The sequence below is a fragment of the Streptomyces sp. NPDC058877 genome (genome assembly GCF_042742855.1).
Classification (GTDB): Bacteria; Actinomycetota; Actinomycetes; order Streptomycetales; family Streptomycetaceae; genus Streptomyces.
Genome location: NZ_JBHYMF010000010.1, coordinates 1 through 23,399, shown reverse-complemented (window position 1 = coordinate 23,399; position 23,399 = coordinate 1). Strand labels below are relative to the sequence as shown.

The window sequence follows — 23,399 nt, the reverse complement described above, 5'->3', positions numbered from 1 at the left end:
TGAATCACTGCGTTCGGTCCTCACCCCGAGCGCTCCGGAGGGTCGGTCCCGGACCCACCCCCGGAGCACGGGGCAGATTGTCTGACAGCGTGTCAGATGGCTAGGACTTCAGATACGTCAGCACCGCGAGCACCCGGCGGTGATCGCCGTCGCTCGGGGAGAGCCCCAGCTTCAGGAAGATGTTGCTGATGTGCTTCTCCACCGCGCCGGCACTCACGACCAGCGCCTTCGCGATCGCCGAGTTCGTCCGACCCTCCGCCATCAGCCCGAGGACCTCGCGCTCCCGCGGGGTCAGGTTCGCCAGCACGTCCTGCTGACGGCTGCGGCCGAGCAACTGCTGTACGACCTCCGGATCCAGCGCCGTGCCGCCCCCGGCCACCCGGATGACCGCGTCCACGAACTCGCGCACCTCCGCGACCCGGTCCTTCAGGAGGTACCCCACGCCCCGGCTGGAACCGGCCAGGAGTTCGGTGGCGTACTGCTCCTCCACGTACTGCGACAGCACCAGCACCCCGAGTCCCGGGTGCTCCTTGCGCAGCCGTACGGCGGCCCGCACGCCCTCGTCGGTGTGCGTCGGCGGCATCCGCACGTCCGCCACCACCACGTCCGGCAGGGCGTCCTCGGCCGCGAGCCCCGCCACCGTCTCCACCAGCGCCTCGCCGTCCCCGACACCGGCGACGACCTCGTGCCCCCGGTCCGTCAGCAGCCGGGTCAACCCCTCCCGCAGCAGTACGGAATCCTCGGCGATGACCACCCGTACCGCTCCTTGCCCCGTCACGCCCATGCCCCCCACGTCGGTCTCCACTGAGACCTTCAGCATGGCACCCCGCCACGCGCCCCTCCAGCGAACCGGCCACCACGAAGCCCCGCTCGGCCCGTCCGTCCGGGCCGGACCGCCGGAGCGGACGAACGGGCCGGACGAACGGGCCGTGACGCCTACGCGCGCCAGGGAAGCTCCACGGTCACCGTCGTGGGGCCGCCGGACGGAGAATCCACCGCGAGGACCCCGTCCACCGCCCCCACCCGCCCGGAGAGCCCGGCCACACCGGACGCACCGTCCTCCGGGTCCGTGCCCCCCGCTCCGTCGTCCCGCACCTGGAGCATGAGCCGGTCCCCCGTCCGCCACGCCTCCACCCACGCGCGCCGCGCACCGGAATGGCGGGAGACGTTCCGGAGCAGCTCCGAGACCACGAAGTACGCGATGCCCTCGATCGCCGGCGCCGGCCGGGACGGCAGGTCCACGTCCACCGACACCGGCACCGCACAGCGCGAGGCGACCGCGGAGAGCGCGGCGTCCAGGCCCCGGTCGGTGAGGACCGCCGGGTGGATGCCCCGGGCCAGGTCCCGCAGCTCCTGGAGGGCGAGCTTCACCTCGCCGTGCGCCTCGTCGACGAGGACCGCCGCCGCCTCCGGGTCCCGCGCCAGCTTCTCCTTCGCCAGCCCGAGGTCCATCGCGAGCGCGGCGAGTCGGGCCTGGGCCCCGTCGTGCAGCTCGCGCTCGATGCGCCGCAGGTCGGCCGCGGCCGTGTCGACCACCACGCCCCGGTCCGACTCCAGCTCGGTGACGCGGGAGGCCAGCCGGGACGGGCCGAGCAGTCCGGAGACGAGGACCCGGTCGACGGCGACCAGGCCCCGGAGCACCCACGGTCCCGCCAGCACGATCAGGAGCCCGACCGCGCTGGTCACGGCGATCTCGAAGGGCGTGTCGAGGTACAGGGAACGGTTCGCGTCGCCGTACAGCTGGATCCCGTCCTGCCCCACCCACAGGGGGAAGACCCACTGCCACAGCGGGTACGTGAAGAGGGACCAGCCCCAGACCCACAGGGCCACCGTGACCGAGAAGGAGAAGACGGCCCACGGCATGTGCAGGAACGCGTACAGCACGTGCCGCCAGGACGCCCCGCTCTTCAGCACGGCCCCCATCCAGGACAGCGCCCCACCGGTCCGCCCGTGCACCGGTTCCGGCGCGGGCACGTCGTGGTCGAGCAGGGCCCGCGCCCGCGCCCGCTCCACCACGCCGAAGCCACGGCACATCGCGAGCGCCCCGGCCAGGATCGGCACGCCGAGGAAGGTGATGAGCAGGCCGGTGCCCGCGGACACGAGGGCGACCGAGAGCGCGAACCAGCAGATGCTCAGCGGCAGCCCGATCAGCACGTATCCGACGGCGCGCCAGGTGCGGCCCTCGAACGGTGCGCGGATCGCGGCGGGGAGTCGGTGGGAGGCGTCCATCGCGGAGGTCCCTGTCTCGTCGGGGGAGGGGTGATCGGTACGCCCTCCAGGCTTCCGTTTCGCCGCTCGCCGGACCATGAGGCGGGTGGGCGTCTCGGGGCGGGGGTTTTCCCCACCGGGGCCTTCCCCCGCGCCGTCGTTCTCGATTCGGCCGGTCCGTCGACCCGCTCGGGGAGGGGACGGGGCGCCGGCGGACCCGTGCCGCGGGCTCGGCCACCTCGATCTCGCTACAGCCGGTCCCCCCTGTCGGCCGGTTTCGGAGGATGCGTCCCGCCGCAGTCCTTGACGTCCTGCTCGCAGGTCCGTCGATCGTAGGACCGGTCATCGGGGATCAGGAGCACGTCGACGACCCGCTTGGGGTGCTCGACGGCGAGCCAGCCGTCGCCCGTGAGGACACCGTCGCGCTCGGGCCAGGCCCCGGACGAATGAAGCGTCCGGCACGCCAGTGCCACGCGCTGCTCGTCGACGGCGCAGGCATCCACTGCGGGACCGTGCATCTCGTCGGCGCCGTCGAAGCGGTAGCGGAAGTGGACCCGGTCGCCTTCGGAGGGCACCTGCGGGTGGGGCTCGAGGCGCCAGTCGACGACCTCGGCGGTGACGCCGAGGGGCTGCCCGGACGTGTCTTCGACCTGCACCCTGACAGCGGCCTCACCGCGTTCCGCACGGGTGTCGGTGCGGCCCCAGTGGGAAGAGTGGGAAGAGCAGCCGGACAGGGCGAGGACCCCCAGGGCCGACAGGGCACCGGCACGCAACCGTGGGGGAAACACCGGGACGACCTCCGGTCCGACGGGGGCGGCGCAGTCTGTCCCGGGGCCGTCCGGCAGCTGCGGGTGAAGTCGGCGACCGCCTGCCGTGGTGGCGCCGAAGCGTCGGGGAGCCCTGTGGACGGGCGGGCGCGGACGGCATCACGAGGGGCGGCATCACGAGGGAACCGGCCCGCCGGGCGGAGTGGTGTCCCGGGCGGCTGCACGGGCCTTCCCCACCCCAGGGGGCGGGTCAGACGGACGGAACGGCCCGTCGACCCGGTCGGGAACGCCACGGCAGCTCCGCGGTGACCGTCGTCGGTCCCCCCGCGGGGGAGTCCAGGACGAGCAGCCCGTCGACGGCACCGAGCCGCTCCGCGAGCCCCGCCAGCCCCGTCCCGCCGTCGAAGCGCGCCCCGCCGGCCCCGTCGTCCCGCACCTGGAGCAGCAGCCGGTCCTTCGACCGCCACGCCTCCACCGATGCGGACCGGGCGCGCGCGTGCTTGGACACGTTCTGGAGCAGCTCCGACACGGTGAAGTACGCGATGCCCTCGATCGCCTCAGCCGGTCGCTCCGAGAGGTCCACGGTCACCTTCACCGGCACCGTGCAGCGCGAGGCGACCGCGGAGAGCGCGGCGTCCAGGCCCCGGTCGGTGAGGACCGCCGGGTGGATGCCCCGGGCCAGGTCCCGCAGCTCCTGGAGGGCGAGCTTCACCTCGCCGTGCGCCTCGTCGACCATCGCGGCAGCCGCCTCCGGGTCCTCCAGGAGCTTCTCCTTCGCCAGCCCGAGCCCCATGGCGAGGGCGACGAGCCGGGCCTGGGCCCCGTCGTGCAGGTCCCGCTCGATGCGCCGCAGGTCGGCCGCGGCGGTGTCGACCACCACGCCCCGGTCGGATTCCAGTTCGGCGACCCGCCGCTCCAACTCGTCGGAGGGCGAGAGCAGGCCCCTGACCATGCCCCGGTCGCCGTTGGTCAGGCCGCGGGCCAGGAACGGCAGGACGGGCCAGAGGACGAGGAGCGAGACCAGCGCGACGGTGAACGTCACGATCCCCCAGGGCAGCCGGACCAGCCCGTACAGCTGTGTCCGCCAGGCCACCGGGTCCTTCAGCCTGGACCACAGCCAGCCGAAGAAGCCGCGTGCCGGCGGCAGCGGAGACGGTTCCGCGACCACCGTGCCGAGCAGTGCGCGGGCGCGGGCCCGCTCGGCCCGGCCCAGCAGCCGGGCACCGCCGAGCCCGAGGGCCAGCAGCGGCAGCCCGACCACGGTGACGGAGAGCCCCACGCCGAGTGCGACGCTGACGACCGCGTAGACGAAGCCGACCACCGAGGTGAGGAGGTTGGAGAGGAGGAAGGTGATTTCCTTCCAGGTCTCCTTTCCGTAGGCGGGCCGCAGCGGTGGACGCGGGGCGTCGGCGACGTCGGGGGACCCGACGGGATCAAGATCGGCACTCATGCCCCCAGCCTGCCGGTCGCGGGCGGCGCCACGCCATGGGGTGGGTGGGTCAGTGCGGGTGGGGATATCCCCACCCGCCCCGGCGTCCGTCAAGGCACCCGCGACTGCTTACGGTCCCTTTAGCAGGGCCTAGACTCGCGTCCGTACAGAAGTGACCCATGAGACACCGAGACCGAGGGGCGGACGTGCGGGAACCGACCGTTGTCGCGGCCGACGCGGCGGACTACTTCCAGACGTACTCCGTCGTCGGCTTGCTCGCCGTCGTCGGCGTGCTCTTCGTCGCCGTGGCGTTCGGCGCGGGCCGACTGCTGCGGCCCGTCGTGCCGACGCCCGAGAAGCTCCTCACCTACGAGTGCGGCGTCGACCCCGTGGGGGAGGGCTGGGCCCACACCCAGGTCCGCTACTACGTGTACGCCTTCCTCTACGTCATCTTCGCCGTCGACTCGATCTTCCTCTTCCCCTGGGCGACGATCTTCGCCGCACCCGGTTACGGCGCCACGACCCTGGTCGAGATGTTCGTCTTCCTCGGCTTCCTGGCCGTGGGGCTGCTCTACGCGTACAAGAAGGGCGTCCTGGCATGGACGTAACACCCCTGCCCGCACCCAAGCTGGGGCCGCTCGCCCGTCTGGCGCCCGAGCCGATGAAGGTGGTCCTGAACTGGGGCCGTCGCTACAGCCTGTGGGTCTTCAACTTCGGCCTCGCCTGCTGCGCGATCGAGTTCATCGCCGCCTCGATGGCCCGGCACGACTTCATCCGGCTCGGCGTGATCCCCTTCGCGCCCGGCCCGCGCCAGGCCGACCTGATGATCGTCTCCGGCACGGTGACGGACAAGATGGCGCCGGCCGTGAAGCGGCTCTACGAGCAGATGCCGGAGCCCAAGTACGTCATCTCCTTCGGCGCCTGCTCCAACTGCGGCGGCCCCTACTGGGACTCGTACTCGGTCACCAAGGGCGTCGACCAGATCATCCCGGTCGACGTGTACGTCCCCGGCTGCCCGCCCCGTCCCGAGGCCCTCCTCCAGGGCATCCTCAAGCTCCAGGAGAAGATCGCCAGGGAGAGCCTGGCCGAGCGGTACGCGACGACGCCGTCCGTGGCCCAGCTGACGAGCCCCCTGGTCGAGCGGCCGGGAGGCGAGGCGTGAGCGCGTACGACTCCCTCCCCGGTTCCGTGACGGAGCTCTTCGGCGAGGAGGCGACGGCGGAGCAGGCGTACGACCTGCTGACCGTGGACGTCCCGCCGACGTCCTGGCTCGCGGCGTTGACCACCGCCCGCGACGGCCTGGGCTGCACCTTCTTCGACTGGCTCAGCGCGGTGGACGAACCGGGCACGGGCTTCCGGGTCTGCGCACACGTGGTGGCGCTCGACGCCGGCCGGCCGCGCCGCCTCCTGGTCCGCACCACGGTTCCGCACGACGCCCCCGCCCTCCCCACGGCGATCGGGGTGTACGCCGGCGCGGCCTGGCACGAGCGCGAGACCCACGAGATGTTCGGCGTGGCCTTCGAGGGCCACCCGCACCTGGTGCCGCTGCTGCTCCCCGAGAACTTCGAGGGCCACCCCCTGCGCAAGGACTTCGTCCTGGCGGCCCGCGTCGCCAAGGCCTGGCCGGGCGCGAAGGAGCCGGGCGAGTCCCACGACGGCGGCCCGAAGCGTCGCCAGATGCTTCCCCCCGGCGTCCCGGACCCCAATGAATGGGGCCCGCTCAAGGGACAGCTCCCACCGGCCCCCGCCCGTCCCGCCCGTGCGGCAGCGGGCGACCGCCCGGCGCGCCGCACGCGCACGGCCACGGAGGGTTCGGCGAGCCAGGCGGCCCCGGGGGCCGGCGGTGCGTCCGGCGGGGCGGAGGCTTCGGCGGCGCGTCCGCCGCGGCGTTCCCGTTCGGCTTCGGAGGGTTCGGCGAGCCAGGCGGCCCCGGCCGCGGACCGTCCCGCGCCCCGCACGGGTCCCGCTGCCGCACGCCCCCGCAGCTCTGATGCCCCCTGGCACCACGCCCGTCCGGCCTTCGACGAGGGGGCACCGGCCCGGGAGGGCGCATCCGCCCCGGCCGGGCCCACCTCCCCGGCGGGAGCGGGCGCTCCGGCGGAGGCCCCCGGTCCGGCGACCGGACCCGGGACCGGACCCCGGACCGGACCGGAGGCGCCGGCGGAAGGAACCGCCCCGACGGACTCCCCGGCCCCCGGGCCGGAAGCCCCGACGCCCGGTACCGCCGACCCCACCGGCGGGGCCGACCCCACCGGCGGGGCCGACCCCGCCGAACCGAAGGACCCGGCCGAGGACGGGCCGTCCGCCCCGCCGAGCAGCACCACCGACCGCGAGCCCCCCGCTGCGGACGACGGCCGGAACGACCACCCCACCCACCCCGCCGGAGGCGATCCCGCGTGAACGACGCACTCGACGTCGCCGTCCGGCTGCTCATCGTCTTCGGCGTCTTCCTCGTCCTGCCGCTCGTCATCGGGCAGACCGAGCACAAGGTCATGGCCCACATGCAGGGGCGGCTCGGTCCCATGTACGCGGGCGGCTTCCACGGCTGGGCGCAGCTCGTCGCGGACGGCGTGAAGTTCGCGCAGAAGGAGGACGTCGTCCCCAAGGACGCGGACCGGCGCGTCTTCCAGCTCGCGCCGGCCGTCGCCCTGCTCCCGTACCTGCTCGTGCTCGTCGCGATCCCGATCGGCCCCGGTGAGGGCGCCGTCGGACGGGTCGTCGACGCGGGCGTCTTCTTCGTGCTGGCCGTCATGGGCGTCGGCGTCCTGGGCAGCCTGATGGCCGGCTGGGCGTCCGCGAACAAGTTCTCGCTGCTCGGCGGCCTCCGTACCGCCGCCCAGCTCCTCGCGTACGAGCTCCCGATGCTCCTCGCCGCCGCGTCCGTCGCGATGGCGGCCGGCACCGTCTCCCTCCCCGGCATCCTGGACGCCTTCGAGTGGTGGTGGCTGCCCTGGCAGATCGTCGGCGCGCTGGTGTTCTTCACCGCCGGCCTCGCCGAGCTCCAGCGGCCCCCGTTCGACATGCCGGTCGCCGATTCGGAGATCATCTTCGGGGCGTACACCGAGTACACGGGTCTCAGGTTCGCCCTGTTCCTGCTCGCCGAGTACGCGGGCATCGTCGTCCTCTGCGGCCTCACCACCGTCCTCTTCCTCGGCGGCTGGCACGGACCGCTGGGCGCCGACGGCCTGGGCTGGGTCTGGACCCTCCTCAAGACGGCCGTCCTGGCCTTCGTCGTCATCTGGCTGCGGGTGAGCTACCCGCGACTGCGCGAGGACCAGCTGCAGAAGCTCGCCTGGACGACCCTCGTTCCGCTCGCCCTGGCGCAGATCGCGCTCACCGGCATCGTGAAGGTGGCGATCCAGTAACCATGCCCCCCATCCCCGGTTCCGGCCTCGCCAAGGGCCTCGCCGTCACCCTCCGCACGATGACGCGGAAGACCGTCACCGCGCAGTACCCGGAGGTCCAGCCCGAGCTGCCGCCCCGCACCCGCGGGGTGATCGGACTGTTCGAGGAGAACTGCACGGTCTGCATGCTCTGCGCCCGTGAGTGCCCCGACTGGTGCATCTACATCGACTCCCACAAGGAGACGGTGCCGCCGGCCGCCCCCGGCGGGCGCGAGCGCAGTCGGAACGTCCTCGACCGCTTCGCCATCGACTTCTCGCTCTGCATGTACTGCGGGATCTGCATCGAGGTCTGCCCCTTCGACGCGCTGTTCTGGTCGCCCGAGTTCGAGTACGCGGAGACCGACATCCACGAGCTCACCCACGAGCGCGACAAGCTCCGCGAGTGGATGTGGACGGTCCCCGAACCGCCCGCGCTCGACCCGCGTGCGGAGGAGCCGAAGGAGATCGCCGCCGCCCGCAAGGCCGCGGAGAAGGCCGCCGCCCAGGCCGCCGCGGAGGCCGAGACGGCTGCCCGGGGCTCGGCACAGGAGGACCAGCAGTGACCCTCGCAGCAGCCCAAGCCCCCGGTTTCCTCTCGCCCACCGGCGTCGAGGTCGCCTTCCTCCTCGTCGGCCTCGTCACCCTCGGCGCGGCCCTCGTCACCGTCACCACCCGCCAACTGGTGCACGCCGCCCTCTGGCTGGTCGTGGCGCTCGGCGGGCTTGCCGTCGAGTACCTCCTGCTGACCGCCGAGTTCATCGCCTGGGTCCAGGTCCTGATCTACGTCGGCTCCGTCGTCGTGCTCCTCCTCTTCGGCCTCATGCTCACCAAGGCGCCCATCGGCCGCTCACCGGACGCCGACTCCGGCAACCGGCCGGTCGCCCTCGCCGTCGCCCTGGCCGCCGCGGCAGCGCTCGTCTGGGTCGTGGTCGACGCGTTCCGCACGACCTGGATCGACCTGGACGGCCCCGCCCAGGGCTCCACCGGGGTGACCGGCGAGATGCTCTTCCAGCACTGGGTGCTGCCCTTCGAGGCCCTGTCGGTGCTGCTGCTGGCCGCCCTGGTCGGCGCGATCGTCCTCTCCCGGAAGAAGAAGGAGGACGAGCGCTGATGCACCTCGCCTATCCGGCCGTCCTCGCCGCCCTCCTCTTCGCCACCGGCCTGTACGGCGTCCTCGCCCGCCGCAACGCGATCCTGGTCCTGATGTCCGTCGAGCTGATGCTCAACGCCGTCAACCTCAACCTGGTCGCCTTCGACGTCTGGCTCCGGGACGTCCTCCACGCGGGCCAGGCCCTCACCCTCTTCACCATCGCCGTGGCCGCCGCCGAGATCGGCATCGGCCTCGCCATCGTCCTGATGGTCCACCGGGCCCGCGGCACCTCGGACGTCGACCGCCTGCGCGACACCAGAGAACAACCGTCCGCCGACGAGAAGACCGAGGCCGCCGCGTGACCACGACCACCCTCGCCGTCCTCGTCCCCCTCCTGCCCTTCCTCGGCTCCGTCGTCGGACTCCTGCTCGGCCGCACCGCGCCCGGCTTCGTCCGCCCCCTCGCCGTGCTCCCGACGTTCGCCTCGGCGGTCCTCGCCGCCCTGGTCGCCGCCCGGCAGGGCGGGGGCCAGGCGATCGACGCGGCGACCCGGCTCACACCGACCGGTTCCGTCCCCGTCGACCTGAGCCTGCACGTCGACGGCTTCGCCGCCCTCGTCGCCGTCCTGGTCGGCGTCGTCGCGACCTGTGTGCAGATCTACTCGACCGGCTACCTCCGCGAGGACCCGCGCTACCCCTCGTACGCCGCGCTCGTCTCCCTCTTCACCTCGGCGATGCTGCTCGTCGTCTACTCCGGGGACCTGATGGTGCTCCTGGTCGGCTGGGAGGTCATGGGCATCTGCTCGTACTTCCTCGTCGGCCACTACTGGGAGACCCCCGAGGCCAGGGCCGCCTCCCTCAAGGCCTTCCTCGTCACCAAGCTCGGCGACGTCCCCTTCCTCATCGGTCTCTTCGCGCTCGCCGTCGACGCCGGAACCTTCCAGATCACGGGCGTCCTCGGTGCCGTGGCGAACGGCGGCCTCGACCACCCCACCGTGGTCGCCCTGCTGCTGCTCGCCGGCGTCGCGGGCAAGTCCGCCCAGTTCCCGCTGCACACCTGGCTCCCGGACGCGATGGCCGGCCCCACCCCCGTCTCCGCGCTCATCCACGCGGCGACGATGGTCGCCGCCGGCATCTACTTCACCGCCCGGCTGCTGCCCGTCTTCGCCGCGTCCGCCGCAGCGATGACCGTGCTCGCCGTGATGGCCGCGATCACCATGGTCGGATCGGCGCTCGCCGCCCTCGCCCAGGACGACATCAAACGGGTCCTCGCCTACTCGACGATCGGCCAGCTCGGCTACATGGCCGGGGCGCTCGCCGTCGGCGACCGCGGGGCCGCCGTCTTCCACCTCCTCTCGCACGCCGCCTTCAAGGCGCTCCTGTTCCTCGCCGCGGGCGTGGTCATCCATGCCGCCGGCACCAACTCGCTCACCGCGATGTCCCGGATGAGCGGCCTCGCGAAGCGCATCCCCGACGCGTACTGGACGATGACCGTCGCCCTGCTCGCGCTCGCCGCCATTCCGCCGTTCGCCGGCTTCTTCTCCAAGGAAGCCGTCCTCGTGGCCGCCGAGCACACCGCCCTCGGCGAGCGGACCGTCGCTCCCGCCGGGGCCGGCTGGACCGTCCTCGTCGCCGGACTGCTGACCGCCCTGCTCACCGCGGCGTACGCGCTGCGCCTCTGGCTGCGGACCTTCCGCGGCCGGGGCGCCGAGGCACCCGGTCCTTCCCGGGCGGGGGAGGCCCCGAGCCGCCAGCCGATCGCCATGACCAGCGTCCTGTGGGTCCTCGCGATCCCCTCCCTGGGCTTCGGCCTGACCGCCGCCTACCTCGACGACTGGTTCGACGGGAACCCCCTCACCCCGACGCTCACCACGGCCGTCCTCGGCACGGGGCTCGCCGCCGCCGGAGCAGCGATCACCTACGCCGTCTGGCGCACCCTCGCCGCTCGCACCCCCGTCACGGTCCCCGCCCCCCACGTCGCCCACCCGGAGGCCGACGCGGGCCGGGTCGAGGCGGAGGCCCTCCACCTGCCGCACCCCGCCGAGGACCCGGCCGACCCCGGGCGGGCGCTCCTCGGACCGCTGTACGGCCCGGCCTCCGACGGCTTCCACCTGGACGCGGTCTACCAGACCGCCTTCGTCCGCCCCGTACTCGCCGCGGCCTCCCTGGTCCGCTTCCTGGACCGCGAGGTCGTCGACACCTATGTGCGTGCCGCGGGCGGGTCCGCCAAGGGACTCGGCTGGCTCGTCCGCCGTGCCCAGACCGGCAACGTGCAGACCTATCTGGGCGCCCTGCTCGCCGGCTCCGTCGTCCTGGCGATCGTCGCCGTCGCCCTCGCCAACGCCGTCGCCGGAGCGTGAGCCGTGATCGATATCAGCGAATCCGTGATGCAGTTCCTCCTGGCGTTGATCGTCGTCGGCCCGCTGGCCGGCGCCGCCGCCGCCCTCCTCCCGGCCCCGCCCGGGCTGAAGGGGAAGTCACCCGACCAGGCCGTGCTCCGGCACGGCGTCACCGTCACCGGTGTGATCCTCCTCGCCGTGATCGTCCTCGCGCTCGGCTTCGACCACGACCACCCGTCGACGATGCAGGCCACCACGGACATCAGTTGGATCAGGGCGCTCGACGTGCGCATCCACCTCGGCGTCGACGGCATTTCCCTCCCCCTCCTGGTCCTGACCGCGCTGCTGACCTTCCTCTGCGCGCTGTACAGCTACTTCAAGATGCCGACGGGGCCGTCCCCGAAGGCGTTCGTCGCCCTGCTCCTCGTCCTGGAGTCCGGCACCCTCGCCACCTTCGCCGTCCTCGACCTCGTCCTGTTCTTCCTGGCCTTCGAGACGGTCCTCATCCCCATGTACTTCCTCATCGCCCGCTGGGGCGGCGCGGGCAGGGGGCCCGCCGCCGGGAAGTTCATCCTCTACACGCTGCTCGGCTCCGTCGTCATGCTGCTCGGCCTCCTCCTCATCGGCATCGAGGCGGGCACCTTCGACATGGTGGCACTCGCCACCGACAACGGCCGCGGGCTGACCACATCGGTGCAGCTCGTCGCCGTTCTGGCGATCGGCCTCGGGCTCGCCGTGAAGACCCCGATGTGGCCGCTGCACAGTTGGCTCCCGGACGCCCACACCGCCGCCCCGACCGTCGGTTCCGTCCTCCTCGCCGGCGTCCTGCTCAAGATGGGCACGTACGGATTCGTCCGGATCGTCCTCCCGATCACCCCCGACGGCATGCGGACCTTCGCTCCGTACCTGGCGGCCTTCGCCGTCGCCGGGATCATCTACGGATCGCTCGCCTGCCTCGCCCTCGCCCGCCCCGGCAACAAGGGCGACCTCAAGCGCCTCATCGCCTACTCCTCCGTCGGCCACATGGGCTTCGTGCTCCTCGGCATCGCCACGATGACCCCGACCGGCGTCAACGGGGCGCTCTTCGCCAACATCGCCCACGGCCTCATCACCGGCCTGCTGTTCTTCCTGGTCGGGGCAGTCAAGGACCGTTACGGCACCGCCGACCTCGACACCCTCGCCGGGGCCACCGGAGCCGCCCTCTACGGCCGCGCCCCCCGCCTCGGCGCCCTGCTCGCCTTCGCCGCCGTCGCCTCCCTCGGGCTCCCCGGCCTCGCCGGTTTCTGGGGCGAGATGCTCGCCCTCTTCGGCGCCTTCGACCCCGCCGAGGGCCTCAGCCGTCCCGCCTTCCTCACCTTCACGGCGATCGGCGCCTTCGGCACCCTCCTCACCGCCGCCTACCTCCTCCTCGTCGTCCGCCGCGTCTGCATGGGCGGCCCGCGGCCCGCGGGGGAGGCGGCGGTCCCCGACGTCCAGGCCTACGAGTTCGCCGCCTGGACCCCCCTCGTCGCCCTCACCGTCCTCGCCGGACTCTGGCCCGCCGTCCTCCTCGGCCTCACCGACCCGGCCGTCCAGCAGCTCCTCGCGGGAGGCCCCCGATGACGTCGTCCCTCGTCCAGTCCGTCGACTGGCTCACCATCGCGCCCCCCGCCCTCACCGCGGTGGTCGCCCTCGTCGTCCTCGTCGCCGACCTCTTCCTGCCGCCGGAGCGCAAGCAACTCCTCGGCTGGACCGCGATCGGCGGCCTCGCCGCCGCCCTCCTGCTCCTCCTGCCCCTGCGGGCCGGCGACCGCTCCACCTTCTGCCTGACCGCCCGGGCCCGGGCCGCGGGCCACATCGACGCGTGCAGCTACACCGCCGACCGCTTCACCCTCACCATCCAGTTGCTCGTCCTCGCCGGCGCGCTGCTCACCGCGCTGCTCTCCCTGGACGCGACCCGCGAGCGGCTGCCGGCCGGCGAGTTCTGGTTCCTGTTGCTCTCCTCGGCCGCCGGCGCCGCCCTCCTGCCCGCCGCCCGGGACCTCGCCACCCTCGTCGTCGCCCTCGAAGTGGCCTCGCTGCCCGCGTTCGCGCTGGTCGGCCTCAAGCGCGGCGACCGCATGTCCGGCGAGGCCGCGCTCAAGTTCTTCCTGTCCTCCGTCACCGCGACCGCCGTCACCCTGCTCGGCGTCAGCTTCGTGTACGCGGCCACCGGCACCCTGCACCTCACGGAGATCGCCCAGCGCCTCGACGGGGTCCCCGGACAGCTCCAGACCCTCGCCCAGGCCGGTGTCGCCCTGACCCTCGTCGGCTTCGCCTTCAAGACGGCGGCGGTCCCCTTCCACTTCTGGGTGCCCGACACCTACGTCGGCGCCCCGCTGCCCGTCGCCGCCTACCTCTCGGTGGTCGGCAAGGCCGTCGGCTTCACCGGTCTGATCCTGGTGACGGTCGTCGCCTTCCCCTCGTACGCGGAGGTGTGGGGCCCGGTGCTCGCCGTGCTCGCCGCGCTCACCATGACCGCCGGCAACGTCGCCGCGCTCCGCCAGTCGCCGACCCGCGCCCGGAGCGCGGTGCGGCTGCTCGCCTGGTCCTCCGTGGCGCAGGCCGGCTACCTCCTGGTGCCGATCGCGGCAGCCGCGTACTCCGACGGCGACCAGATCGGTGCCACCGTCGCGTACGCCCTGATGTACGCCGCCGTGAACCTCGGCGCCTTCGCGGTCGTCGCGCTCGTCGCCCGGGCCCACCCGGAGAACCGGATCGCGGACTACCGGGGCCTGTACGCGGCGAGCCCCGCGGCGGCCCTCGCGCTCGCCTTCTTCCTCCTGAATCTGGCCGGTTTGCCCCCGGGTATCATCGGCCTCTTCGCCAAGGTGACCGTCTTCTCGACGGCCGTCGACGCGGGCCTCGGGTGGCTGGCCGTGGTCATGGGCATCAACGTCGTGATCGCGCTCTCCTACTACCTGCGCTGGACGGCGCTGCTCTTCCGCACGCCGGAGGGCGCAACGGAGAAGACCTCCCGGCGGGCCCCCGCACCGGTCACCCTGGCGATCGCGCTGACCGCCGCCGCCGGAGTCGTGCTGTCGGGCTACCCGCAGTTCGTCCTGGGCTTCGCGGCGACCGCGCTGTTCTGACCCCGGGCACCCCCACTGAGAGAACCGAGGAGCAACACCCCGTGCTGAACGGATTCAAGGACTTCATCCTTCGCGGGAACGTCATCTCGATGGCCATCGGTCTGGCGGTCGGCTCCGCCTTCACCGCCGTCGTCACCGGCTTCAGCAAGGCCTTCATCATGCCGCTCATCGGTCTCGCCACCGGCTCCGTCGGTGACTTCAGCCAAGCCAGCTTCACGGTCCGCGGCACGAAGTTCCCCTACGGCCTGGCCATCTCCGCCGTCATAGCGTTCGTCATCACGGCCGCCGTCCTGTACTTCCTCTTCGTGGTGCCCATGGCCAAGATCCAGAAGAAGTTCGCCAAGGAGGAGGCCGCCGACCCCAAGGCCGAGAAGCGCGACTGTCCCCGCTGCTTCACCGCCATCCCGGCCATGGCCTCCCGCTGCGCCCACTGCACCAGCGAGGTCGAGCCCACCTCCCGCCACCTGGACCTGGACAAGGTCCCGGCCGCCCGCTGACCGGCCGCCCGCCCCTCACCCGTACGGCCCACACGGCACCCCCGCGAGCCGGGGAACCCGAGCCTCCCGCCTGGCGTTGACCTGTACGGGAGGGTCCACTGGACGAGTGGACCACCGCGAAGAAAAGGGTTCCCCTGCCGCACCACTTGGAGGGCGTACCGTGCACCGCCGGCACAACGGGCTGAGGACCGCCGTACTCCTCGGAGGGCTCTCGGCCCTCATCATCGTCATCGGCAGCTTCTTCGGGCGCACCGGCCTGATCGTCGCGCTCGTCGTGGCACTCGGCACCAATGCGTACGCCTACTGGAACAGCGACAAGCTGGCGTTGAGGGCCATGCGGGCCCGCCCGGTCAGCGAGTTCGAGGCCCCCACGCTCTACCGGATGGTGCGCGAGCTCTCCACGCAGGCGCGCCAACCCATGCCCCGGCTCTACATCTCGCCGACCCAGGCGCCGAACGCCTTCGCGACCGGCCGCAACCCGCGCAACGCCGCCGTCTGCTGCACCGAGGGCATCCTCGCCATCCTCGACGAGCGCGAGCTGCGCGGGGTCATCGGGCACGAGCTCAGCCACGTCTACAACCGGGACATCCTGATCTCCTCGGTCGCCGGAGCGCTGGCTTCCGTGATCATGTTCCTGGTCAACTTCGCCTGGCTGATCCCGATCGGACGTTCCAGCGACGACGACGGCCCGGGCCTCCTCGGCTATCTGCTGATCCTGATCCTGGGCCCGATCGCCGCCTCGATCATCCAGCTCGCCATCTCCCGGTCCCGCGAGTACGAGGCCGATGCCTCCGGCGCTCAACTCACCGGAGACCCGCTCGCCCTGGCCGGCGCCCTGCGGAAGCTGGAGGCCGGCACCAAGCAGTTGCCGCTGCCCCCCGAGCCCAAGATCGAGACCGCGAGCCACATGATGATCGCGAACCCCTTCCGGCCGGGGCAGGGCCTCTCCAAGATGTTCTCCACCCACCCGCCGATGGCCGAGCGGATCGCCCGGCTCGAACAGATGGCAGGTCGTCGCCCGTGAAGACAATCCTGAACGTCATATGGCTGATCCTGTGCGGCTTCTGGATGTTCCTCGGCTACATGCTCGCCGGCATCCTGCTCTGCATCACGATCATCGGCATCCCCTTCGGACTCGCGGCCTTCCGCATCGGCGTCTACGCCCTCTGGCCCTTCGGCCACACGGTCGTGGACCGCCACGATGCGGGCGCACCCTCCTGCGTGGGCAACGTGCTGTGGCTGATCCTCGCCGGCTGGTGGCTCGCGCTCGGCCACATCACCACCGGCATCGCCCTCTGTCTCACGATCATCGGCATCCCGCTCGGCATCGCCAACTTCAAGATGATCCCGGTGTCACTGCTGCCCCTGGGCAAGGAGATCGTCCCCACGGACCAGGCCTACGGCTACGCGCCCCGTTACTAGGCCGGGATCCGATGTCCCCGTACGGGCCCGGACGCCGGGCCCCAGGCCTCCGTACCCGGCCCCGGGTCTCCGTGCCGCACCCGAGGCCTCCCCGCCGGGCCCGGGGCGCGGTCATGGAGTCGGGGGCGCGGCTCGGTCCCGAGTGACCGCCCAGGCCACCACCCCGGCCGCCAGGACGCCCGAGCCCGCCAGCACCGCGCCGGGGGGCAGGGCGAAGGCCAGGCTGCCGCACCCGGCGAGCCCGAGCGCGGCCAGGAGGCGGTTTCGGCCCCCCAGGGTCCAGGCGGAGGCGTTCGCGATCCCGTAGTAGACCAGCACCCCGAACGACGAGAAGCCGATGGCGCCGCGCACGTCCACCGTCGCCGCCACCACGGCCACCACCGCGCCCACCGCGAGCTCTGCCCGGTGCGGCACCTGGAAGCGGGGGTGCACCGGAGTGAGCCCGGCCGGCAGGTATCCGTCACGGGCCATCGCCAGCGTCGTGCGGGACACGCCGAGGACCAGCGAGAGCAGCGAGCCGAGTGCGGCGACCGCCGCGCCCACGGTCACCAAGGGCACCAACCAGTCGGCGCCCGACGCCCGGGCCGTGTCGGTGAGCGGCGCGGGGGAGTGGGCCAGGGCAGCGGGGCCGAGGGAGACCAGGGTGCCGACCGCGACGAGCCCGTAGACGGCAAGGGCGATGCCGAGCGCCAGCGGCACCGCCCGGGGGATGGTCCGGGCCGGATCGCGGACCTCCTCGCCGAGCGTGGCGATCCGCGCATACCCTGCGAAAGCGAAGAAGAGCAAACCTGCGGCCTGGAGCACCCCGCCCGCAGCGACCTCTCCGCCGAAGACCGGGAGCCCGGTTCCGCCGGCTTTGAAGGAGACCGCGACGACACCGGCGAGCACTGCGAGGACCAGCGCCACGAGGATGCGGGTGAGGAGCACGGACTTCTGGACCCCCACGTAGTTGACGGCCGTGAGGGCCACCACGGCGGCGACCGCCACCAGCTGCTCCCGGCCCGGCCACAGATAGGCGCCGACCGTCAGGGCCATCGCCGCGCACGAGGCGGTCTTGCCGACCACGAACGCCCATCCCGCCAGGTATCCCCAGAACGAACCGAGGCGTTCGCGACCGTACACATAGGTGCCGCCCGAAGCGGGGTAGCGGGCGGCGAGCCGGGCCGAGGCCATGGCATTGCAGTACGCGACGACGGCGGCCAGTCCGAGGGCCCAGAGCAGCCCCGCCCCGGAGCCGGCCGCGCCCGCGGCGGGGCCGAGCGCGACGAAGATTCCCGCCCCGATCATCGAACCGAGCCCGATCACGACCGCGTCGAAGACGCCGAGGGTGCGGCGCAGTTCCGATGTCATGCTCCGCACATTAGCCCGCGCGCAGGGGACCCAGACCCGTCTCCCTGAGCGTGATGTTCAAGCGCCCCACCAGGCCGAGCGCCGGCTCGGCGGTCCCCGGGAAAACCTGGGGAACCCCGTGGTGGACCCACCGCGAAGCACCGCCGAACACGAAGAGGTCGCCGGAGGCGAGATCGACGTCCCGGTACGGCCGACCGCGGTTCTCCCCGTTCCCGAAGCGGAAGGTGCACCGGTCCCCGAGGCTCAGCGAGACCACCGGGGCCGGGGACCGTTCCTCCCGGTCCTGGTGCATGCCCATCCGTGCGCCCGGCGCGTAGAAGTTCACCAGCGCGGTGTCAGGGGTGAAGCCGCCGTGCTCCCCGTACGCCTCGACGAGCGCCTCCCGTCCCAGGGCGACCAGCCAGTCCGGCAGTTCGACCCCGGCCGCGTCGAGGTAGCGGTACGGCACCCACCGCCGCCCCAGGCACAGCGAGCGCACCGACATCACACCGCCGCCCGGGAGCACGGTCTGCCGGTACGGCACCGGCCCGCGCCCCCATTCCCGACAGGCCTCCAGCAACTCCCGCTGGCGTGCGAACGACAGCCACGCGGGCACGTGCACCGCCCCCGGGGCCACCGTGGCCCGCTCGCGGGGAAACAGCCCCTCGGTCACACGAGGACCCCTTCGAGCCCCAGGAGCCGTTCCTTCCGCTCCAGTCCGGCGGCATAGCCGCGCAGGCTGCCGTCGGCCCCGATCACCCGGTGGCAGGGCCGCACCACCAGCAGCGGATTGCGCCCGATCGCGGTGCCCACGGCCCGCACTCCGGCCCCCTCCGACCCGACCCGCCGGGCGATCTCGCCGTAGGAGACGGTCGTCCCGTAGGGGATCTCCTCCAGGGCCCGCCAGACGCGCCGCTGGAACGCGGTGCCGGTGTCCGCGGCGACCGGCAGGTCGAACCGGTCCCGACGCCCGGCGAAGTACTCGTCCAGCTGCCCTGCCGCCTCGACGAAGGCCTCCGGGGCGCGCGTCCACCCCTCCGCCGGCTCGACGGCGCCCTTCTGCCCCGGCAGGGACAGCGAGCGCAACACGGTCCGGCCCCCTTCGGCGAGCTGTCCGACCAGCAGCATCTCGCCCAGGGGGCCGTCGAGGTACGCGTACACGGTCATGGCTGGTTCCTCTCCCCGCACGGGTCTTCCACGACCCAGTGTGCGGGGCCCGCCGAGCCCCGGGCCGGCGGTATTCGGACATGACCTTCCGGGGTCAGCGGTAGTTCACGAACTGGATCGCGAAGTCGAAGTCCTTGCCCTTGAGCAGCGCCTGCACGGCCTGCAGGTCGTCCCGGCTCTTCGAGCTGACCCGCAGCTCGTCGCCCTGGACCTGCGCCTTGACGCCCTTGGGGCCCTCGTCCCGGATGGCCTTCGCGACCTTCTTGGCGTTCTCCTGGGAGATGCCCTCCTGGATGGTGGCGAAGATCTTGTACTCCTTGCCGGACAGCTGCGGCTCGCCCGCGTCCAGCGACTTGAGGGAGATGCCGCGCTTGATCAGCTTGGTCTCGAAGATGTCGAGGATCGCCTTCACGCGCTCCTCGCCGTTCGCCTGCATCAGGATCTTCTCGCCGGACCAGGAGATCGAGGCGTCGGTCCCCTTGAAGTCGTAGCGCTGCGAGATCTCCTTCGCCGCCTGGTTGAGGGCGTTGTCGACCTCCTGCCGCTCGACCTTGGAGACGATGTCGAAACTGGAGTCGGCCATGACTCGTGGCTCCTTGCTCGGATGCTGTGGGGTACGCCCCAAAGCCTAGGGGGTGAGCCACCCGTCGAACCGCTGATCAATCCGGTGGCGAAGCACCCCGGAGGATCAGGTATTGTTTACGTCGTTGCCGGGGAACACCGCAGAACAGCGGGAAACCAAGGCAGCGAACCCATGGCGATGTGCCCGAGTGGCCAATGGGAGCGGACTGTAAATCCGTCGGCTTAGCCTACCCAGGTTCGAATCCTGGCGTCGCCACGCTTGAAGAACGGCCCCTGATCTGCGGAAACGCGATCAGGGGCCGTCTGCGTGTGCAAGTGTCGCCGGGCGGTCGGTCCCGTTCCACCGTGCGCCCCGCCGGCCGGGCGTGGACGGGGCGCGGACGGGAAGGCCCGTGCGTGGTCCCGGGGGCAGTGGGTCAGTTCCCCGCGACGTCCTTCACCGCGACCGACAGCGGAACCGATCCGGCGATCAGCTCCAGGGTGAGCCCGGCGGTGCCGGGGGTGTCGAGGAGCTCCGCGAGAACCGCGGCCACGTCGTCCCGGGGCACCGGGCCGCGCCCCGTGCGGGCCTCCAGCCGGACCGTCCCCGTGCCCGCGTCGTTGGTCAGCCCGCCCGGGCGCAGGATCGTCCAGTCCAGTCGCGTGCGGGAGCGGACCGCATCGTCGGCCGCGCCCTTCGCGCGCAGATAGGCGTCGAAGACCTCGTCGCCCGGGTGCGAGGCGTCCGCCCCCATCGACGAGACCATGACGTACCGCCGCACGCCCGCGCGCTCCGCCGCGTCCGCGAGGAGCACCGCGGCGGCCCGGTCCACCGTGTCCTTGCGGGCCGTGCCGCTACCGGGGCCGGCACCCGCCGCGAAGACGACCGCGTCGGCGCCCTGCAGCACGGCGGCGACCATCTCCACCGACGCCGACTCCAGGTCCAGGACGACGGGCTCGGCGCCCGCCTCCCGCAGGTCGGCTCCCTGTTCCGGTCTGCGGATGATCCCCGCGACCTCGTGCCCGGCCGCCGAGAGTAGACGCTCCAGGCGCAGGGCGATCTGTCCGTGTCCTCCAGCGATGACGATGCGCATACTCACGACCGTACGTCGGGACCGGCCGGGGGGCTCCCCGGCCCGGGCGGCCGTGCCGGGCGCACCTGTCGCGGCAGGTCCAGGGCCGCTGCCGAGTCGCAGTACTCCCGCACCGCGCTGGTCCGCGCCACCACCCGCCCCCGGTGCACCACGATCCGGCTGTACGCGAGCGACAGCACGCCGGGCAGTCGCTCGCCGCGCACCGCGAGGAGCTCCGCGGGGAAGCCCGCTTCCACCCGCACCTCGGGGAGTCCCATCACCGCCCGCGCCTCCGCGCTCACCGCCCCGTACGCCTCCGGGGGCCGCAGTCCGCCGAGCGAAGCGAGCAGATAGGCCGCTTCCAGCGGGTCGCCGCGCCCCACCGGGTTGGACGCGTCCCGCAGCGCCCCGCTGCCCGCCGCGACCCGCACCCCGGCCGCGCGCAGCAGTCCCACCGGCGCCGCCCCGCGCCGCTCCGTCGCCCCGCACCCGCCCTGCGGCAGGCACACCACCGTCACCCCGGCAGCCGCCAGTCGGTCCGCCGTCCGGTGCGCCACGTCGGCGGGGAGCCGGTCGAGCCCGGTGCAGGGCCCGATCGCCACCCCGGGCCGCAGTCCGCCGACCATCGCGGCCAGCCGGGCGAGCCGGGCCGGGTCGTCACCCGTGGTGTGCAGGTCGACCGGAACGCCGTGCTCGGCCGCCACGTCGAGCACCGCCTCCACGTAACCGGCCGGGTCCGGGTCGAGGTCCGGGCAGCCGCCGACCACGGCGGCCCCCATCTTCACCGCGTCCCGCAGCATCGCGAGCCCGTCCGCGCCCGCGACGCCGGTGAGCAGGCGGGGCATGGCGACGGCCGTCAGATCGGCGAGGCCGCGCAGCGAGCGCCGGGCCTGGAGCACGGCTTCGAGCGGGCCGAGTCCCTGGACGTCACCGATCCGCACGTGCGCGCGGATCGCCGTCGCACCGTGGCCCAGCTGGAGCAGCGCGGCCTCGGTGGCGCGCCGCTGTACTTCCTCGGTGGAGTACGGGACGGGGCCGGGGGCGTCGGCGGAGAGCGCGGTGTCGGCGTGGGCGTGGGGCTCGGCCGCGGCGGGCAGCAGGAGGTGGCCGGAGAGGTCGATCCGTGCGCCGGTGGCGGCGAGGCTGCCCGCGGTGCCGACGGCCTCGATCCGCCCGCCGACCAGTCGGACGTCCACGGTCCGACCGTCGGCGAGCCGTGCGCGGGAGAGCAGGAGCGAGGTCGAGTCGGCGGTGGTGGCGGCCCCGTCCTCGGGCGGCTGGGGCTGCTTGCTGTCGGCTGACATCGGGCTCCTCAAGGCTCCTCAAGATCAAGATCGCGAAGCGTGGGGCCGAGCCTAGGGGCGCCCGGAGCGACCTTCGAGGAGGAGCGCAATAGTCGTACCGATGAGGCCACGAGTGGCGTACGGGACGCCTGGTGAGGGCCGTCGCTCGGTCGGGCGGAAACGGATTTGGGTGATGGGGCGCAGACCGTGTAATGTCTTCCTCGCTCGCCCCAATAGCTCAGTCGGTAGAGCGTCTCCATGGTAAGGAGAAGGTCTACGGTTCGATTCCGTATTGGGGCTCTGGTGAGAGGGATCCCGTCTTCGGGCGGGGTCCGGATCATCAAAGCGGTGTAGCTCAGTCGGTAGAGCAAGCGGCTCATAATCGCTGTGTCACCGGTTCAAGTCCGGTCACCGCTACAGACAGTAGCCGATTGTGGGGTCGGTCCTGCGATCGGCTACTCTTCTATGCGTTCATCCGTCCATCCGTCCGTCAAGGAGCACTCACGTGGCTGCCACCGACGTCCGCCCGAAGATCACGCTGGCCTGCGTGGAGTGCAAGGAGCGGAACTACATCACCAAGAAGAACCGGCGCAACAACCCGGACCGTCTTGAGATGAAGAAGCACTGCCCTCGCTGCAACTCGCACACGGCGCACCGCGAGACGCGCTAACCAGGCTCGTACACGAGGCCGTCCCCACTGGGGGCGGCCTCGTGTCGTTTGTCGCCACTATCGGCAACACCGACGACATCGGCAACAAATCCAGCAGGAGGTATCGAGTCCATGGCGCTCGACCAGTCCTTCGTGGGCCGGACCTATCCGCCCACCGCGCCCTACGAAGTCGGCCGCGAGAAGATCCGCGAATTCGCCGAGGCGATCGGTGACGCCAATCCCGCGTACACCGACACCGAAACCGCCAAGGCGCTCGGACACTCCGATGTGATCGCCCCGCCGACTTTCGTGTTCGCCATCACCTTCAAGGCCGCTGGCGCCGTCATCGAGGACCCGCAGCTCGGCCTCGACTACAGCCGCGTCGTCCACGGGGACCAGAAGTTCGCCTACACCCGGCCCGTGCGCGCCGGGGACCGGCTCGCGGTCACCTCCACCATCGAGGCGATCAAGTCCCTCGCCGGCAACGACATCCTCGACATCCGCGGCGAGGTCCACGACGCCTCCGGCGAGCACGTCGTCACCGCCTGGACCAAGCTCGTCTCCCGTGCACCCGAGGGGGCCTGACCATGACCGCCAAGATCGCTTACGACGAGGTCGAGGTCGGCACCGAGCTGCCCGCGCAGACCTTCCCCGTGACCCGCGCCACGCTCGTCCAGTACGCCGGCGCCTCCGGGGACTTCAACCCCATCCACTGGAACGAGAAGTTCGCGGTCGAGGTCGGCCTCCCGGACGTCATCGCCCACGGCATGTTCACCATGGCCGAGGCGATCCGGGTCGTCACCGACTGGACCGGCGACCCCGCCGCCGTCGTCGAGTACGGCGTCCGCTTCACCAAGCCCGTCGTGGTGCCCAACGACGACGAGGGCGCCGAGATCGAGGTCAGCGCCAAGGTCGCCGCCAAGCTCGACGACAGCACAGTGCGTGTGGACCTGACCGTGACCAGCGCCGGGCTGAAGGTGCTCGGCATGTCGCGGGCGGTCGTGCGGCTGGCGTGACGCACGACCGCGTGTGAGGGGCGCCTCCTTGGAGGGGGCGCCCCCCTTTTTTTCCGGCGTTCGACCCACCCTTGACT

The 23,399-nt window shown here is 72.4% G+C and carries 26 protein-coding genes and 3 tRNA genes; 19 read left to right on the top strand and 10 right to left on the bottom strand.

Annotation, left to right across the window (positions count from 1 at the left end; translation table 11 throughout):
• Positions 1-100 precede the first annotated feature (100 nt).
• The 4 genes from ACFW2Y_RS04305 to ACFW2Y_RS04290 all read right to left on the bottom strand — a co-directional run bounded on the left by ACFW2Y_RS04305 (position 101) and on the right by ACFW2Y_RS04290 (position 4,425).
• A complete protein-coding gene (locus ACFW2Y_RS04305; protein WP_384873432.1) occupies positions 101-784 on the bottom strand; it encodes a LuxR C-terminal-related transcriptional regulator in 684 nt (227 codons plus the stop codon).
• A 152-nt stretch (positions 785-936) separates the two neighbouring features.
• The gene (locus tag ACFW2Y_RS04300; RefSeq protein WP_384873294.1) at positions 937-2,229 is read right to left on the bottom strand and encodes a sensor histidine kinase; all 1,293 of its coding nucleotides are present in this window, start codon (positions 2,227-2,229) and stop codon (positions 937-939) included.
• Between the two features lie 227 nt (positions 2,230-2,456).
• The gene (locus ACFW2Y_RS04295) at positions 2,457-2,996 is read right to left on the bottom strand and encodes a hypothetical protein (RefSeq protein WP_384873291.1); all 540 of its coding nucleotides are present in this window, start codon (positions 2,994-2,996) and stop codon (positions 2,457-2,459) included.
• Positions 2,997-3,225: 229 nt separating this feature from the next.
• A complete protein-coding gene (locus ACFW2Y_RS04290) occupies positions 3,226-4,425 on the bottom strand; it encodes a sensor histidine kinase (RefSeq protein WP_384873288.1) in 1,200 nt (399 codons plus the stop codon).
• A gap of 158 nt (positions 4,426-4,583) precedes the next feature.
• Between ACFW2Y_RS04290 and ACFW2Y_RS04285 the strand changes: the two genes are divergently transcribed.
• The 13 genes from ACFW2Y_RS04285 to ACFW2Y_RS04225 all read left to right on the top strand — a co-directional run bounded on the left by ACFW2Y_RS04285 (position 4,584) and on the right by ACFW2Y_RS04225 (position 16,244).
• Entirely contained in the window at positions 4,584-5,012 is a 429-nt protein-coding gene (locus ACFW2Y_RS04285; protein WP_384873285.1) for an NADH-quinone oxidoreductase subunit A, read from the top strand.
• Positions 5,003-5,566 carry an NADH-quinone oxidoreductase subunit B gene (locus ACFW2Y_RS04280; RefSeq protein ID WP_384873282.1) on the top strand — a complete coding sequence of 188 codons (564 nt, stop codon included), beginning with the start codon at positions 5,003-5,005 and terminating at the stop codon, positions 5,564-5,566. The genes ACFW2Y_RS04285 and ACFW2Y_RS04280 overlap by 10 nt, the downstream gene beginning before the upstream one ends.
• Positions 5,563-6,804: an NADH-quinone oxidoreductase subunit C gene (locus tag ACFW2Y_RS04275; RefSeq protein ID WP_384873279.1), complete on the top strand. Its 1,242-nt coding sequence runs from the start codon at positions 5,563-5,565 to the stop codon at positions 6,802-6,804. The genes ACFW2Y_RS04280 and ACFW2Y_RS04275 overlap by 4 nt, the downstream gene beginning before the upstream one ends.
• Positions 6,801-7,769 carry an NADH-quinone oxidoreductase subunit H gene (locus ACFW2Y_RS04270; RefSeq protein WP_384873276.1) on the top strand — a complete coding sequence of 323 codons (969 nt, stop codon included), beginning with the start codon at positions 6,801-6,803 and terminating at the stop codon, positions 7,767-7,769. Before ACFW2Y_RS04275 ends, ACFW2Y_RS04270 begins: the two co-directional genes overlap by 4 nt.
• A gap of 2 nt (positions 7,770-7,771) precedes the next feature.
• Positions 7,772-8,350 carry a NuoI/complex I 23 kDa subunit family protein gene (locus tag ACFW2Y_RS04265; RefSeq protein WP_384873273.1) on the top strand — a complete coding sequence of 193 codons (579 nt, stop codon included), beginning with the start codon at positions 7,772-7,774 and terminating at the stop codon, positions 8,348-8,350.
• Positions 8,347-8,898, top strand: a complete 552-nt coding sequence (locus ACFW2Y_RS04260; protein WP_384873269.1) for an NADH-quinone oxidoreductase subunit J — start codon at positions 8,347-8,349, stop codon at positions 8,896-8,898. Before ACFW2Y_RS04265 ends, ACFW2Y_RS04260 begins: the two co-directional genes overlap by 4 nt.
• Positions 8,898-9,239 (top strand): NADH-quinone oxidoreductase subunit NuoK, encoded by a 342-nt coding sequence (gene nuoK / locus ACFW2Y_RS04255; protein WP_384873266.1) that lies wholly within the window; start codon positions 8,898-8,900, stop codon positions 9,237-9,239. Before ACFW2Y_RS04260 ends, nuoK begins: the two co-directional genes overlap by 1 nt.
• A complete protein-coding gene (locus ACFW2Y_RS04250; RefSeq protein ID WP_384873263.1) occupies positions 9,236-11,236 on the top strand; it encodes an NADH-quinone oxidoreductase subunit L in 2,001 nt (666 codons plus the stop codon). Before nuoK ends, ACFW2Y_RS04250 begins: the two co-directional genes overlap by 4 nt.
• 27 nt (positions 11,237-11,263) lie before the next feature.
• Entirely contained in the window at positions 11,264-12,817 is a 1,554-nt protein-coding gene (locus ACFW2Y_RS04245; protein ID WP_384873429.1) for a NuoM family protein, read from the top strand.
• Positions 12,814-14,325, top strand: a complete 1,512-nt coding sequence (locus tag ACFW2Y_RS04240; RefSeq protein WP_384873260.1) for an NADH-quinone oxidoreductase subunit N — start codon at positions 12,814-12,816, stop codon at positions 14,323-14,325. The genes ACFW2Y_RS04245 and ACFW2Y_RS04240 overlap by 4 nt, the downstream gene beginning before the upstream one ends.
• Before the next feature lie 41 nt (positions 14,326-14,366).
• Positions 14,367-14,822 (top strand): large conductance mechanosensitive channel protein MscL, encoded by a 456-nt coding sequence (mscL, locus tag ACFW2Y_RS04235; RefSeq protein WP_384873258.1) that lies wholly within the window; start codon positions 14,367-14,369, stop codon positions 14,820-14,822.
• A gap of 160 nt (positions 14,823-14,982) precedes the next feature.
• The gene (gene htpX / locus ACFW2Y_RS04230; RefSeq protein ID WP_384873255.1) at positions 14,983-15,846 is read left to right on the top strand and encodes a zinc metalloprotease HtpX; all 864 of its coding nucleotides are present in this window, start codon (positions 14,983-14,985) and stop codon (positions 15,844-15,846) included.
• On the top strand, positions 15,843-16,244 hold the full coding sequence (locus ACFW2Y_RS04225; protein WP_384873252.1) for a YccF domain-containing protein: 402 nt from the start codon (positions 15,843-15,845) through the stop codon (positions 16,242-16,244). Before htpX ends, ACFW2Y_RS04225 begins: the two co-directional genes overlap by 4 nt.
• A 111-nt stretch (positions 16,245-16,355) precedes the next feature.
• Here ACFW2Y_RS04225 and ACFW2Y_RS04220 read toward each other — a convergent pair whose 3' ends face one another.
• The 4 genes from ACFW2Y_RS04220 to ACFW2Y_RS04205 form a co-directional block, all read right to left on the bottom strand.
• The gene (locus ACFW2Y_RS04220; RefSeq protein ID WP_384873249.1) at positions 16,356-17,594 is read right to left on the bottom strand and encodes an APC family permease; all 1,239 of its coding nucleotides are present in this window, start codon (positions 17,592-17,594) and stop codon (positions 16,356-16,358) included.
• A 10-nt stretch (positions 17,595-17,604) separates the two neighbouring features.
• The gene (locus ACFW2Y_RS04215; protein ID WP_384873246.1) at positions 17,605-18,246 is read right to left on the bottom strand and encodes an alpha-ketoglutarate-dependent dioxygenase AlkB family protein; all 642 of its coding nucleotides are present in this window, start codon (positions 18,244-18,246) and stop codon (positions 17,605-17,607) included.
• Positions 18,243-18,740: a methylated-DNA--[protein]-cysteine S-methyltransferase gene (locus tag ACFW2Y_RS04210; protein ID WP_384873243.1), complete on the bottom strand. Its 498-nt coding sequence runs from the start codon at positions 18,738-18,740 to the stop codon at positions 18,243-18,245. Before ACFW2Y_RS04210 ends, ACFW2Y_RS04215 begins: the two co-directional genes overlap by 4 nt.
• A 94-nt stretch (positions 18,741-18,834) precedes the next feature.
• Complete coding sequence (locus ACFW2Y_RS04205) at positions 18,835-19,323, bottom strand: YajQ family cyclic di-GMP-binding protein (protein WP_384873240.1); 489 nt, start codon at positions 19,321-19,323, stop codon at positions 18,835-18,837.
• A gap of 173 nt (positions 19,324-19,496) precedes the next feature.
• Here ACFW2Y_RS04205 and ACFW2Y_RS04200 point away from each other — a divergent pair.
• A tRNA-Tyr gene (locus ACFW2Y_RS04200) sits at positions 19,497-19,578 on the top strand.
• A gap of 160 nt (positions 19,579-19,738) precedes the next feature.
• On the opposite strand, the gene ACFW2Y_RS04195 is transcribed toward ACFW2Y_RS04200, so the two are convergent.
• Positions 19,739-20,395, bottom strand: coding sequence for an SDR family oxidoreductase (locus tag ACFW2Y_RS04195; RefSeq protein WP_384873238.1), 657 nt, complete (start codon positions 20,393-20,395; stop codon positions 19,739-19,741).
• Positions 20,396-20,397: 2 nt separating this feature from the next.
• Positions 20,398-21,678, bottom strand: a complete 1,281-nt coding sequence (locus ACFW2Y_RS04190; protein WP_384873236.1) for an amidohydrolase family protein — start codon at positions 21,676-21,678, stop codon at positions 20,398-20,400.
• Between the two features lie 206 nt (positions 21,679-21,884).
• Between ACFW2Y_RS04190 and ACFW2Y_RS04185 the strand changes: the two genes are divergently transcribed.
• From ACFW2Y_RS04185 to ACFW2Y_RS04165, 5 genes are all read left to right on the top strand, one after another.
• Positions 21,885-21,957: transfer RNA gene (locus ACFW2Y_RS04185), tRNA-Thr, on the top strand.
• A 44-nt stretch (positions 21,958-22,001) separates the two neighbouring features.
• A tRNA-Met gene (locus ACFW2Y_RS04180) sits at positions 22,002-22,074 on the top strand.
• 88 nt (positions 22,075-22,162) lie between these two features.
• On the top strand, positions 22,163-22,327 hold the full coding sequence (rpmG, locus tag ACFW2Y_RS04175; protein ID WP_003956487.1) for a 50S ribosomal protein L33: 165 nt from the start codon (positions 22,163-22,165) through the stop codon (positions 22,325-22,327).
• A gap of 111 nt (positions 22,328-22,438) precedes the next feature.
• Complete coding sequence (locus ACFW2Y_RS04170) at positions 22,439-22,891, top strand: MaoC family dehydratase N-terminal domain-containing protein (RefSeq protein ID WP_384873233.1); 453 nt, start codon at positions 22,439-22,441, stop codon at positions 22,889-22,891.
• A 2-nt stretch (positions 22,892-22,893) separates the two neighbouring features.
• The gene (locus ACFW2Y_RS04165) at positions 22,894-23,322 is read left to right on the top strand and encodes a MaoC family dehydratase (protein WP_384873230.1); all 429 of its coding nucleotides are present in this window, start codon (positions 22,894-22,896) and stop codon (positions 23,320-23,322) included.
• Positions 23,323-23,399 lie beyond the last annotated feature (77 nt).

Bases quoted from the DNA above. Each gene is read 5' to 3' on its own strand.
- ACFW2Y_RS04305 (WP_384873432.1), bottom strand. From the start codon at position 784: ATGGGCGTGACGGGGCAAGGAGCGGTACGGGTGGTCATCGCCGAGGAT.
- ACFW2Y_RS04170 (WP_384873233.1), top strand. From the start codon at position 22,439: ATGGCGCTCGACCAGTCCTTCGTGGGCCGGACCTATCCGCCCACCGCG.
- ACFW2Y_RS04290 (WP_384873288.1), bottom strand. From the start codon at position 4,425: ATGAGTGCCGATCTTGATCCCGTCGGGTCCCCCGACGTCGCCGACGCC.
- ACFW2Y_RS04300 (WP_384873294.1), bottom strand. From the start codon at position 2,229: ATGGACGCCTCCCACCGACTCCCCGCCGCGATCCGCGCACCGTTCGAG.
- ACFW2Y_RS04165 (WP_384873230.1), top strand. From the start codon at position 22,894: ATGACCGCCAAGATCGCTTACGACGAGGTCGAGGTCGGCACCGAGCTG.
- ACFW2Y_RS04265 (WP_384873273.1), top strand. From the start codon at position 7,772: ATGCCCCCCATCCCCGGTTCCGGCCTCGCCAAGGGCCTCGCCGTCACC.
- ACFW2Y_RS04205 (WP_384873240.1), bottom strand. From the start codon at position 19,323: ATGGCCGACTCCAGTTTCGACATCGTCTCCAAGGTCGAGCGGCAGGAG.
- nuoK (WP_384873266.1), top strand. From the start codon at position 8,898: ATGCACCTCGCCTATCCGGCCGTCCTCGCCGCCCTCCTCTTCGCCACC.
- ACFW2Y_RS04210 (WP_384873243.1), bottom strand. From the start codon at position 18,740: ATGACCGTGTACGCGTACCTCGACGGCCCCCTGGGCGAGATGCTGCTG.
- ACFW2Y_RS04190 (WP_384873236.1), bottom strand. From the start codon at position 21,678: ATGTCAGCCGACAGCAAGCAGCCCCAGCCGCCCGAGGACGGGGCCGCC.
- ACFW2Y_RS04280 (WP_384873282.1), top strand. From the start codon at position 5,003: ATGGACGTAACACCCCTGCCCGCACCCAAGCTGGGGCCGCTCGCCCGT.
- ACFW2Y_RS04245 (WP_384873429.1), top strand. From the start codon at position 11,264: ATGCAGTTCCTCCTGGCGTTGATCGTCGTCGGCCCGCTGGCCGGCGCC.
- ACFW2Y_RS04240 (WP_384873260.1), top strand. From the start codon at position 12,814: ATGACGTCGTCCCTCGTCCAGTCCGTCGACTGGCTCACCATCGCGCCC.
- ACFW2Y_RS04195 (WP_384873238.1), bottom strand. From the start codon at position 20,395: ATGCGCATCGTCATCGCTGGAGGACACGGACAGATCGCCCTGCGCCTG.
- ACFW2Y_RS04220 (WP_384873249.1), bottom strand. From the start codon at position 17,594: ATGACATCGGAACTGCGCCGCACCCTCGGCGTCTTCGACGCGGTCGTG.
- ACFW2Y_RS04285 (WP_384873285.1), top strand. From the start codon at position 4,584: ATGAGACACCGAGACCGAGGGGCGGACGTGCGGGAACCGACCGTTGTC.